9 protein-coding genes are annotated in these 13297 nt (G+C 44.7%); 2 read left to right on the top strand and 7 right to left on the bottom strand.

Features of this window, described 5'->3' with window-relative positions; all coding sequences use genetic code 11:
• Positions 1-104: 104 nt before the first annotated feature.
• The 7 genes from porN to ACVBDU_RS18115 form a co-directional block, all read right to left on the bottom strand.
• Positions 105-1004, bottom strand: a complete 900-nt coding sequence (gene porN / locus ACVBDU_RS18085; RefSeq protein WP_447181133.1) for a type IX secretion system ring subunit PorN/GldN — start codon at positions 1002-1004, stop codon at positions 105-107.
• 120 nt (positions 1005-1124) lie between these two features.
• On the bottom strand, positions 1125-2690 hold the full coding sequence (gene porM, locus ACVBDU_RS18090) for a type IX secretion system motor protein PorM/GldM (RefSeq protein WP_447181134.1): 1566 nt from the start codon (positions 2688-2690) through the stop codon (positions 1125-1127).
• Between the two features lie 40 nt (positions 2691-2730).
• Complete coding sequence (gene porL, locus ACVBDU_RS18095) at positions 2731-3384, bottom strand: type IX secretion system motor protein PorL/GldL (protein ID WP_447181135.1); 654 nt, start codon at positions 3382-3384, stop codon at positions 2731-2733.
• Positions 3385-3441: 57 nt separating this feature from the next.
• Positions 3442-4794 carry a T9SS ring complex lipoprotein PorK/GldK gene (gene porK, locus ACVBDU_RS18100; protein WP_447181136.1) on the bottom strand — a complete coding sequence of 451 codons (1353 nt, stop codon included), beginning with the start codon at positions 4792-4794 and terminating at the stop codon, positions 3442-3444.
• Between the two features lie 118 nt (positions 4795-4912).
• Entirely contained in the window at positions 4913-6073 is a 1161-nt protein-coding gene (locus ACVBDU_RS18105) for a formimidoylglutamase (RefSeq protein WP_447181137.1), read from the bottom strand.
• A 209-nt stretch (positions 6074-6282) separates the two neighbouring features.
• Positions 6283-8760: a type I DNA topoisomerase gene (topA, locus tag ACVBDU_RS18110; RefSeq protein WP_447181138.1), complete on the bottom strand. Its 2478-nt coding sequence runs from the start codon at positions 8758-8760 to the stop codon at positions 6283-6285.
• A 133-nt stretch (positions 8761-8893) separates the two neighbouring features.
• A complete protein-coding gene (locus tag ACVBDU_RS18115; RefSeq protein WP_447181139.1) occupies positions 8894-10129 on the bottom strand; it encodes an LVIVD repeat-containing protein in 1236 nt (411 codons plus the stop codon).
• Between the two features lie 210 nt (positions 10130-10339).
• On the opposite strand from ACVBDU_RS18115, the gene miaB reads away from it, so the two are divergent.
• On the top strand, positions 10340-11806 hold the full coding sequence (miaB, locus tag ACVBDU_RS18120) for a tRNA (N6-isopentenyl adenosine(37)-C2)-methylthiotransferase MiaB (protein ID WP_447181140.1): 1467 nt from the start codon (positions 10340-10342) through the stop codon (positions 11804-11806).
• Between the two features lie 107 nt (positions 11807-11913).
• On the top strand, positions 11914-13224 hold the full coding sequence (locus tag ACVBDU_RS18125) for a sigma 54-interacting transcriptional regulator (RefSeq protein ID WP_447181141.1): 1311 nt from the start codon (positions 11914-11916) through the stop codon (positions 13222-13224).
• Positions 13225-13297 lie beyond the last annotated feature (73 nt).

A 13297-nucleotide genomic window follows, 5' to 3' on the forward strand; every position in this document is an offset into this window, starting at 1 on the left:
CAATATCCCTTAATTTGGACAAAGCTCGCTTACAAGCAAAAAAAAGCGCCTCTCCAATGGAAAGGCGCCGTTACAAATTATCACACGTAAATATATAAAAGACATCAGTTCGTCCATATATCTTCTTCGTACCCTCTTATCTTATCTTTTATCCGTTCTCCCTCCAATAGCTGGAACAAGGAGTTTTCTACTACATAATCTTTTATAGGCCTGTCTCCATGAACATTATCCTCTTTGTAGATAGTGGCATTGAATCTTCTGGTATTCAATATCGTATCAAAAGAAAGGGGGGCCGCCGAATTCCGGTTATTGAAAGTTTTTGCCTCGTGAAGGATTTGTCTGGCACTAGGGTACCACACCCAGAACAATTCCACAAGGTTAGACCCGTCATCCACATCCGAATCTATGAAGTTTACATCCGGTGCCACCGGCGCTATGGCCAACAAACGATACTTCAATTCTCCCTGACGTTTGTCGAAATACCAGACTCCTTTAATGTGGTACTCCACTATATCGGCCGCACTGATGTCTCTCTTATCGATATACTCCGGCGATACCTGCTCGCCCGCATTCAGTTGCTCATACCCCATATCGGTAGTATCGATCTTGGACAGGGTTGACTCCAGGTCCTTAAATTCTCTTTTTTCCGTGAAATAGGAATCGACATAAATATCTTCGAGCTTTCCTTCCTTTATGGCATCTACAAATACGTCATAAAGAGATTTCCTGTTAGATTCCCTGATAGGTTCTATAGGATAGTAGAGAGAAAAGTTCACCCTTTCGTTCAAATCAATAACTTCCCAGATCATTTTAGTCCACATAACGTCTCTGTCATCTACGTAACCGTAGTCCATAGGTGCATCGTTGTCTGCCTCCTTCTGCCTTTCTGTCTTCACCCCGATCTCTTCGGGTTTCTTGGCATTGAGAAGGTTAGCCTGCCCGATGGAAACATGAGACCATATAGCAAAAACCAGGGAAAGCGGAATAGTAACTCTCCGATTCATATACTTCAGTTTTTAAATTGTTTCAGATGTAAAATCACATACAGGACCAGAAGTAATATGCCGCCCTCCGGGGAGGGCGGCACATAACCCCGGGTATATGGATTATATGTAATGCTTATACTAGTTGGTAAGCTGGATAACTACCGGCGATACTTTTTTCAATTTGTACCCGGTATTTCCAGTAATATAAGCTTCTATGTCAAATACCTGAACAGCATCACCTCTCCTTGCTCTTTTGAGGGCATTTCTGGCTGCACCATCCAGTTTATTACCATTTACGGAAATGGTAGGTTGTCCCGGAACCTTGAATTTGAATCCACGGATTCCGAGATTAAGGTCAAAATCAAAGTCTTCCAACACTGCTCCTACGGTAGAAACTTCCAGGCTGGACCTCGGCATACTTACCTCACCGGATTCTCCCCGTATGGTTCCGGAAGGCCTCGGCACATCCTTAATACGGAATTCGGAAGTCGTACTGATACCTTGTCCGTCCGGCAGCGTACCCCTGGCCGTAATGTTTACCGTCCGACCCGATCCCGGGTTCATGGTATATTTACTGCCGGAAACCCTGGATAATCCCGTAGCAGATGCAGATACTTTATTATCCGGTATGCCGGGTATGGATATGGTAATGGGGTTGGAAACACCACGGTATACCACATTCATTTTATCCGCAGAAATAACTGCGGCATTAGGCTTGGTAATTGTGGCAAAAGTAGAGGAAACGGGTACCTCAACAGGTTCATCATTCTGCATAAACACCAGTTTCCCTTCCAGTTTGTGGTCTCCCGGGCTACCTGCGCTTATTTTGAGTTTTACTTTCCCTCCGTCCAGTTCATAATCATTCTCAGATAGTTTTTTCCCATCCAGAAAAAGTTCTACTTCGCGTGGCTTTGTGGTTGCATCCGTTCTACCAAGAACAATAGATCCGTCAAAAGTCTCTCCCTGGTAATAAGCAGATTTGGGTTGTTCCAGCAATGTAGTATAATTGGTCATAGATACCTCACTGCTCAACTCTTCTCCCAGCATTGCCCCGAAGATATCGCTTTCCGTAGTTTTGATATCGGCCTGTATCTGGGTGATTTTAGTCAGGGAAGCTACCAGAGGGAATCCCTCAAAGTTGTAATTCAACCAGTCTATCTTGACCCCTGCCCTGTTTTCTGCCTTTCCGTTAGTACCGGTGGAGAACCGTTCTGCAACAGAACTTTTTACTTCAGTAAAATTCTCGCCGAGAGCTTCCACTACAGTTTCCCTGTAGTTGTTCATCTGGTCTACGAACTCCTGCCCTTCTTCGGTGTACTTACCTCCTCCTTTAAAGAATTTTTTATCCAGGAACTTGGCCTGATCCATTTTCTCATAATCTCTTTTATCCTTTAAGTTTTCGGTCATTTCCGTCTTCAGTTCCTCGAGGTAAGCATAGTAATCTGTAGAAGCTTCCTTTACCCGGTTTGCTTTTTCCAGTACGGGCTGGTACCGCTCCGGTTTTTCGCCTGCCAGCCTCGAAAGGCCTTCAAGTGCAACCGCATTATCCGATGTAGCTTTAACATTAGAAGCTTCGAGTTTCTCATTCAACAAGCCAAATGCAGATAGTACCTCTTTTCCCATATTTATGGCCAGCATGGCTATAAACACAAGGTACATGAGGTTTATCATTTTTTGACGTGGTGATAAATTATTTCCTGCCATGTCTAATTAGTTTTGATTTTTGGTTGTATGGGGTTACTAATTAGCGTTTGATCATAGCAGATAACATTCCTCCGTACACATTGTTCAGAGAAGACAGGTTTGAGGTAAGAGACTCCATTTGTTCTTTTAGTCTTCCTGCGTTATTAGCTACTTCTTCATTAATGGCCGCTTGCCTTCCGGTGCTTTCCAATTGTACTTTATACAAACTGTTGAGAGATTCCATCTGTGCCGCTGCAAGAGAAAGTTCTTCGCTATATCTCTTCGTAGAAGAAATGGCGTCTACAGTAGGCGCCATGTTTTTTGCGGCTCCTTCAAAATTACGTATGCTGTGTCCGAGACTGCTCATCAACTCTGCATCGATTTTTGCATCTTTCAACAGGTTGTCCAGTTTCTTAGAAAGCATTCCTTCGGCTTCGGCCGCATCTTCCTGGCTTTTCTTTTCTCTTTTTCTGGCCTCTCCCCCGTCAAGTTCGGGATACACCAGGCTCCAGTCCAATTCTTCGTCTACCGGTTCAAAAGCTGAAATGGCGAATATAAGTGCTTCCGAAACAAGCCCTATGGCCAGGAGTACGGTTCCGTCCAGAAAACCGATTTCCCAGTGGTTCAGCTTGAATAACGCTCCTAAAATCACAATGGAGGCACCGAGGCCGTAGGCCATATTAAACAGCTTTTTACTAGATTTAGATTTTGCCATAATGGTAATAGTTGATTTGTAATATATTTAGTTAAAAAGTTCAGATAAACTTTGGATCTAGCGACCTATTTCACTGGTTCCCATATAATCCTGTACCGTACGGAAGCCTATATAGCTCCGGGCGGAATCCTGGTATTCGAAATCACGTGTGCTGACCTGCAGAAAATAGGCTACATCTTTCCAGGAACCTCCCCGGATCACCTTTCTCTTATTTCGTTCGTCATATGCATTCGGATTCATTGTCGAAGCGTAATCGTAAGAATTGGGATCATAAGCGGAGTTGGTCCACTCCGAAACATTTCCGGCCATATTGTACAATCCGTAATCATTCGGCTTATAGGATTTTGCCTCTACGGTATACAGGGCATCGTCAGAAGCATAATCTCCCCTGTTCGGTTTAAAATTGGCAAGAAAGCAGCCTCGCTCATCTATGAGATAAGGACCTCCCCACGGGTAAGTTCCGGATTCCAGACCTCCCCGGGCAGCATACTCCCACTCTGCTTCGATCGGGAGACGGAACTGGTTGACAAAACCTTTTCCCCTGGCTTTCTGAAAATCATTCTTATACTTGGTTCTCCAGTTACAAAATGCCTTGGCCTGTTTCCAGGACACACCCACAACCGGATATTCGCTATACGCATCATGCCAGAAATAATCGTTGTGCATGGGTTCGTTGTAGGAATAATAAAAGTCTTTGATCCAAACGGTAGTATCCGGATAGATCATCAGTTCTTCCGTTTTAAGAAAATCTTTCCTGCTGCCTTTCTTCATTTTGGCTGCAGCCTGAATATCCATCCAGGTATATTTATACTTTAACTGGGTAACATCTATGGTACGATATCCGTTATACGACTCTTCCATGGAAAGATACATAGAGTCCATTACCTCTGTGTAGTACTCGTCCGGATACTTGGACGTATCCCAGATAAGCCTTCTTTTTTTATTCAGCATTCGTCCTTCATACCCGGTCTCTCCCATTCCATCATAGTTTTCCAGCATATACTTGTCATAAGCCGAAAGTTTGGAAGTATCCGCATCCTTAAAGGCATATTCTCCTATACCTCCGTCTCCGGGGGTAAAGCCTTCGTAGTCGGCAAGTATGGCAAGTTTTGTACGAACAATAGAATCCTTTACCCATTCCACGAACTGTCTGTATTCGCTATTGGTAATTTCGGTTTCGTCCATATAAAACGACCTTACCGTAACGGTTTTGGTAGGGGCATTCATTCCACCGGCCACATCCGCTTCGGATTTACCCATGATGAAAGAACCTCCGGGTACCAGAGTCATTCCATAAGGTTTTTCCGGATGCCACCGTTTTCCGCCTACTCCAACCAGTTCTCCCCTGTCCTTTTTGCCACAACTATAAAGAAATAATCCCAGGGTTATAACAAACAATAGTCTTTTCATTCGTTTTTTCGGTTAATTATAGTTTAAAAAATTCGAGCATACCTACTTCAATTATCCAGAACAAGGTTTTTTAGCCAGATGTTTTATTTCTATTTCAAAAAGCCCCCTTTGCCGGAAATTATCCCAGAGCTGTTTTTTTATACGCCTTCCACCAACGTTCGGGAACAACTTCATTACAGGCGTCTAAATAATCTTTATGGGTGCATGGTAATAACGTATGTCTTTTGAATTTATTATTCATCTCTCCCAGAATTGGCACTTCTATCCACCATCTCCCGGAGATATCGCTTTTGTAGAAACACAGTTCCTGATCTTCCATCGGCACTATGTATTTCTCATAACTTTGTGTTCCGATAAACGGATAGTCTTTTTTCCGGAAATTATATCCTTCCATAAAATACCAGAGTAGCTGTGCTGCAAGCTGGGCATTCATACGGGTATTTCTGTTCTCATAAATACCGAATACGGAAACTTTATCACTGATCCCCGCATACCTTGCTATGGCACAGATTTCACGACCGTCGAAACCATTCGGATAGGTATCGGGAGCGTTCCCCAGGTCGGCAGACCTCACCGCGGTCATATCTATACTTACCACATCGGCATCGCGGAAAACGGGCTCCGCCAGGCTAATATCCCCGGTCACGGTGCCAAGCCTGTAAGCGTCAAAGAAGAGCTTTTCCATCAGGTCTATTTCTTCCTGGGCATTAAAATAGGTCTGGTATCCCAGATTACAGAAGTTAAACAGATTGTTCGGTTGTTCCACGATTATCTTGCTCATGTAAGAATTGGAAGAAATGAGCTCTTCGGACGAACCGAAATCGAATTTACTGTCCACCGCTACCAGATTGACCATTTGTTCCAGCTTGTCAAAAGCGCGGTAAGTGGCGTATGTAATATCCTGGCTCCCCCCTATGACTATAGGGACCGTGTGGTTTTTTACCAGATGTTCCACCAAAGTTTTTACGGCGAAGTAAGTATCTTCTACTGTTTCCCCCGGCTCTATATTTCCGAGGTCTGCGATATTACTACCCCAGTTTCCCGTAAAAAGCTGGTACAGCTGTATTCTTATTTCATTCAGATCCGGCCGGTCCATTGCCCGAATCGAAGCATTCCGGGTTTCGTTTACCCCTATTATCGCCAGTTGCACGTCATCCAGGTCCGGAAACCCGTCTTTTTCGGTATGAATACTAATATACTTCCCTATAGTTTGCCGGGACAGCAGTTGACTATGTGCTAAAACCACCGTGCTTACCGGGGACAAAAACTCAAAATCCATACAGTCTGTATCTTTCGAAGATTGGGTTTATCCAGCCGAAGCTGCTTTTTTCTTAATCATTCTTTTTTATGCCACAGGTACATTGCCATTCTCTCCATACAACACCCGTCATCATTCACTTCAAGCGGAAAAGAAAGCCGGAATATACGAAAATGTTCCTGTAAAAATCCAACATCCGGAAATTAATAACTCCCTAAAATCAACACCACCTACTTCTTTGCCTTTGTTGTCTTTTTCTTTTTAGGGGCTTTTTTATCCAGCATCCCTTTCACTTCCTCCAGGCTCATTTTACTTACATCCACATCTTTGGAAAGCTCCACCTTGGTCTTACCCTTTATTACATTATGTCTCCCCCATCGGGCTTTTTCTATTCTTATCCCTTCATCCGGCCATTCCTGTACAACTTTCTCCGCCTCTTTTTTAAGCTTATCCTCTATAAGCTCCCGGATATCGGAATCCGAAAGATTATCAAAATCGTACTTTTTATTCACATTAACGAACATGCCATCCCATTTAATAAAGGGACCGAAACGGCCTTTGCCTTTGGTTACTTCTTTCCCTTTATAACTGGCAATGGGTGCATCTGCTTTTTGTTTGGCTTTGATCAGCTCCACAGCCCGTTCCAGGGAAACATCAAAGACATCTTCTCCTTTATCGAGGGATATAAACGTATTGTCGTAACGAACATACGGGCCATACCTTCCGACATTTACCTCTACGGCTTTTCCTTCGTGGTCTCCCAGGGCACGAGGTAGAGCAAACAACTCCAGCGCCTCTTCCAGGTTAATACCTTCTATAGTCTGTTCCGGCAAGAGACTGGCAAACTTCGGTTTCTCCTCTTCATCGGCCACACCTATCTGTACCATAGGACCGAAACGCCCCAGGCGAACACTGACCTGCCTTCCGGTTTCCGGATCTGTTCCCAGAACCCTTTCCCCGGTCTCTCTTTCCGCGTTCTCTTCCACATCTTTTACCTGCGGATGAAAACCTTTGTAAAAATCTTTCATCATCAGGGTCCAGTCTTCCTGCCCTGAAGCTATATCGTCAAAATTCTGTTCAACCCTGGCAGTAAAATTATAGTCCAGGATATTTTCAAAATGATTGACGAGAAAATCATTGACAATCATACCTATGTCCGTAGGCACCAGCTTTCCCTTATCCGATCCGGTAATTTCCGACAGGGTTTTCTCCCCTAAAGTTTCCTTTTTCAGGGTAAACTGAATATACTTTCGTTCGGTGCCATCAATACTTCCTTTTTCAACATATCCCCTGTTCTGAATCGTGGATATGGTTGGTGCATATGTAGAAGGGCGTCCTATACCCAGTTCTTCGAGTTTTTTAACCAGGGAAGCTTCCGTATAGCGATACGGTGGCCTTGAAAACCGCTGCGTCGCCGTCATGTAATGGTTAAGAAGGTTTTCCCCGATAGTCAGTGCAGGCAGCAGGTCGGCCTGCTCTTCGTCCTCATCGTCCGTTCCTTCGATATACACCTTCAGGAAACCGTCAAATTTCAGGACTTCACCATTTGCTGTAAATTGTTCCTTATGTGTATTGGCTTCTATTTTCACCACGGTCCGTTCCAGTTGGGCATCGCTCATTTGCGACGCTATGGTACGTTTCCATATCAGGTCATATAACCGGGCCTGGTCTCTTTCTACAGACACGGAGTGCCGGGAAATATCTGTGGGCCGGATAGCCTCGTGAGCTTCCTGTGCTCCTTTTGCCTTTTGCGAAAAATTACGCGGTTTGCTGTATTTCTGTCCGTATTCGCGCTGGATCTCTTCTTTTGCTGCTTCCTGCGCTTCCGGGGAAAGGTTCACACTATCCGTTCTCATATAGGTAATAAGTCCTGCTTCATAAAGCCTCTGGGCTATATTCATGGTCTTGCTTACCGAAAAATAAAGCTTCCGCGAAGCTTCCTGTTGCAATGTCGAGGTTGTAAACGGTGGCGCCGGCGTCTTTTTTGCGGGTTTGGTTTCCAGATTTGCCACCCGAAATTCCGCGCCGATATTGCTCTCCAGGAATTTCCTGGCCTCTTCCTTAGTCGCAAAGGTTTTAGGCAGTTTTGCTTTCAACGACTTTCCGTCTTCGGTTGTAAATTCCGCTACGATACGGAAAGAAACCTCCGGAGTAAAAGCAGTTATCTCACGTTCGCGCTCTACGATAAGCCGTACTGCTACCGACTGTACTCGTCCGGCGGAAAGGCCGCTTTTTATCTTTTTCCAGAGAATCGGTGACAACTCATAACCTACCAGGCGGTCCAGTACACGCCGGGCCTGCTGTGCATTTACAAGGTTATAATCGATTCCCCTGGGGTTTTCAATCGCTTTTAAAATGGAATTTTTGGTTATGGCATTAAAAACGATCCTTTTTACTTTAGACTGGTCCAGTTTCAATTGTTCTGCCAGGTGCCAGGCAATAGCCTCTCCTTCCCGGTCCTCATCACTCGCCAGCCATACCATATCGGCTTTTGCGGCAAGGCTCCTGAGGCTTTTAACGACTTCCTTCTTGTCTTTCGAAACAATATATTTAGGCTTGAAGTCCTTTTCCACATCCACACCGAGTTCCTTGGAAGGCAGATCCGATATATGTCCGTAACTGGATGCTACCTTATAGTCCTTTCCGAGAAACTTCTCTATGGTTTTCGCCTTGGCAGGCGACTCTACAATCACTAAATTCTTTGCCATAAACCCATTTTTAAGATTACAAAAGTATATTAAAAAATTGATTTTGCGGAATTACCCTGCATACAGTAAGACAAACACATAAAAAAATCCGCCTGGGCAAGGCGGACGTTTAAAAATATTATGACTATCGTAGTTATTGAAGCAAAAACCGGCTTACGGGTTCTATCCCATCGTCCGTATAACCGTATTGGTGCAACACATTATCCCCTATCATCAACAAACGGGTCGGCAAAGGAATGACGTCATAGGTTTTGATATCCTCAAAATGGTGGAGCAATTCCAGGTTTTCCACATCGGCTTTATTGTAGACCTTTAATCCGGAATCGCCGTCGCAGACAAACAACATATCGCCTCTGATCCCTACACCGTAAGGGTTATCCATCGCATAGGATTTTACCGGAAAAGGAGAAGATATGTCGGTAATATCCACTATCCACAGACTGCTTTCAATCTCCCCACAGGGATTACCCGCCCTTAGGGTAATATAAGCATAAGTATCGTCCACTACCACCGGATCGCAAGCTTTGGCATGCCTGAACTCCGAAACATATTCGGGAGTGGATGGCGTAGAAATATCGTAAATATACATACCCTGCCCACTGCCCAGGAACAGCAATTCATCCCTGTTGAAAATGGTCTCTATAAGAATCCCTGCATACATTTGACCTGTTTTATCCGGTTTTTTCATATTCTTTATATCAAAAATATGGATACTGTTCCAGTCTACCGTATACAGGTAGTCTTCTACGATCTTAAAACGTGCCAGGGAGCCTCCGGCACCTGTAACCGCATGGGCATTCTCGGCCGCAAAATCATTGAACCTTATAATGTGCGGATCCGGAGTTTCAATTTTTCTTACTCCCCGTTTTATTTCCCAGCCCACGACAACACCATTACCGCTCTGATAGGCATCATTGTCTACATAAATATTATCCCCTTCCGGAAAGGGTGCGGTATAAGCAAACGCATCCTCTAACCTGTCTGCTTCCTTAATATTATTAATATCCAATATATCAAAAACCACCAGGTCTACATAACTGTCGGCATATAAAAAATCCCCTTTTACCTCCATATCCATATTCCCCGGAATTTTTATAAAGGCGATTTTCCGGGGTGAGACCGGATCGGAATTATCTATAACATGTATTCCTTCTTCGGCATCATTAACAAACACTGTATTTTCCCTGGCGTATATTTTGCCGGACACGGCAATGGGGCGGGGCGATGTTACTTCTATAGATGTCCTAAGGGTTTCCAGCATCAAATACAGAGGGGTGGCAATATTAACAATTTCGTAATCTTTATCACGGTCACACGACACGAACAACCCCGTAACAAATAACAGGAGGGTAAAAGCATTCGTTTTCATAAGGTATATGTTTTGGTTTGGTTATTAAATAGACGTATCATCCTGCAAATGGTTGCGCTAAAATAGCGCTGACAATTTGTCACTAAGTTTATAAATAATTCTATCTTTGCACCATAATTTAATTGACAATCGCTTTACATCGATTCCCCGGTTAGGTTGCTGATCGGTTCCGGGAAACAAAATAACCGCCCGTAACGGGCCCGAGTCCTTATGGAAAAAATAATTGACGAAAAGAAACAGGGAGAAAGCCTTATCCTGGATCCGCAAAAAGATACGGAGCAGGCAATACGGAACGGAAAGGACGGCAGAAAGCTTTATATCGAAAGCTACGGCTGCCAAATGAATTTTTCCGATAGCGAAATCGTGGCTTCTATCCTGGCCAATGAAGGTTTCAATACCACCAGCCAGATGGAAGAGGCAGATCTTGTACTTATAAACACCTGCTCTATACGGGAAAAGGCCGAGCAGACCGTACGCAAAAGGCTCGAAAAATTCAATGCCGTTAAAAAGATAAACCCGGGAATGAAAGTGGGGGTGCTGGGCTGTATGGCCGAACGCCTCAAAAACAAATTCCTGGAAGAAGAAAAAATAGTGGATATGGTCGTTGGCCCCGATGCCTATAAAGACCTGCCCAACCTCGTACAGGAAATAGATGAGGGCCGGAATGCCGTAAACGTCATCCTCTCCAAAGAAGAAACCTATGGCGATGTAGCCCCGGTTCGCCTGAACAGTAACGGGATAACCGCCTTTGTATCAATCACCAGGGGATGCGACAATATGTGTACCTTCTGTGTAGTACCTTTTACAAGGGGGCGCGAAAGAAGCCGGGACCCGCAGTCCATACTCGAAGAAGTAAACGAACTATGGGAGAAAGGTTATAAGGAAATAACCCTGCTCGGACAAAATGTGGACAGCTACCTCTGGTATGGAGGCGGACTGAAAAAAGATTATGACGATGCATCTGAAATGCAAAAAGCCACCGCTGTGAGTTTTGCTGGTCTGCTTATCATGGTAGCGGAGGCTCAACCCCGGATGCGTATCCGCTTTTCTACTTCCAACCCACAGGACATGACACTCGATGCAATCGAAGCTATGGCCAGGTACCCGAATATCTGTAAATACATCCACCTGCCCGTACAAAGCGGTAGCAACCGGATACTAAAAGCCATGAACCGCCTGCATACCCGTGAGGAATATTTTGAACTCATAGATAATATCCGCAAGATCATTCCGGACTGTGCCATTTCACACGATATGATCACCGGGTTCCCGACGGAAACCGAAGAAGATCACCAGGACACCCTTTCCCTCATGGAATATGTAAAATACGATTTCGGTTTTATGTTTGCTTATTCCGAGAGGCCCGGCACCCTTGCAGCCAGAAAAATGGATGATGATGTCCCCGAAGAAGTGAAAAAGCGAAGGCTTACGGAGATCATTACCCTGCAACAACAACACGGATTGTACAGGACACAGCAGCATCTCGGCAAAACGGAAGAGGTACTTGTCGAAGGCCCCTCCAAAAAAAGTGACGCCCACTGGATGGGACGCAACACACAAAATACCGTGGTGGTTTTCCCAAAAGAAAATTATAAAGTAGGCGATTTTGTAAATGTTAAGATTACAGACTGTACTCCTGCCACCCTGATTGGGGAAGCGGTAGGTCTTTCCGTCTGACAACCAGGTCCGGAGAATTATCTTCCCGGAAATTACAACAATGAAGTGTAACCAATAAGCCATTCCCTTCACAACAATTTACACGATAAGGGGATCGGGACAAAACTATGGAAAACGTACAAGCCATAAAGCAACGATTCGGTATCATAGGTAATGATGTAAAACTAAACCGTGCCATTGAGAAAGCCATACAGGTAGCCCCTACGGATATCTCCGTGCTGGTTACCGGGGAAAGCGGCGTGGGAAAAGAAAGCATCCCTAAGATCATCCATTCGTTGTCTCACCGGAAACACAGTAAATCCATTGCAGTAAACTGCGGGGCCATTCCGGAAGGGACCATAGACAGTGAACTTTTCGGGCATGAAAAAGGTTCGTTTACCGGGGCTACCCAAACCAGGAGCGGTTATTTTGAAGAAGCAGATGGCGGCACTATTTTCCTCGATGAAGTCGGAGAACTTCCGCTTACCACCCAGGTAAGGCTTCTAAGAGTACTGGAAAACGGGGAATTTATTAAAGTAGGGTCTTCCAAAGTACAAAAAACCAATGTACGTATTGTAGCGGCTACTAATGTAAATATGTTTGAGGCTATAGAAAAGGAAAAGTTCCGCGAGGACCTTTACTACCGTCTCAGCACCGTGGAAATTCACCTGCCCCCCCTGCGTGACAGGAAAGATGATATTCATCTCCTCTTCCGGAAATTCGCTGCCGATTTTGCCCAGAAGTACAAAATGCCCGCTATCAGGTTAGAAGAGGATGCCGTACGACTGTTACTTAAATACCGCTGGGCGGGAAATATACGACAACTGCGAAATGTAGCCGAACAGATATCCGTACTGGAACACGACCGGAGTATCTCCGGGGAAACCCTTACGGGATACCTGCCGGGCGTCGGAAAAAACCTCCCTGCCGTTATCAATGAGAAAAAAAGTCAGGCCGATTTTGGCAGTGAGCGGGAGATACTCTACAAGATATTGTTTGATATGAAGGGCGATCTCAACGACCTTAAAAAACTGACACTGGAATTAATGCAATCCGGCAGTAACAAGAAAGTACAGGAAGAGAACCAGAACCTGATCCAGAAAATATACGGCAAATCCGATGCCGAGTCTGATTTTGAGGCCGCTGCAAAAAGCACCGATTCGGGAGCGGACGATTACAGTGACATCGAAGATTACGAAGACAGCGACGCGCTGGAAGTATTGCCCATACCACAACACCCTGCCCGCGGAAGAAGTGAGGATAAATATCACTTCGCCGAGGAGATCGAGGAAGAAGAAACTCTTTCTCTGCAGGATAAAGAACTGGAACTTATAAAAAAAGCCCTGGACCGTAATCACGGAAAACGAAAGGCAGCAGCGGCAGAACTTGGCATCTCCGAAAGGACCCTCTACCGGAAAATAAAACAATACGACCTTTAAAAAATCAGATTGACAACACCTAGTTTTAAATAATACCTTTGCCCCCGGACGTTACATACAATATAGAATAATA

The sequence above is a fragment of the Sinomicrobium endophyticum genome (assembly GCF_052983315.1).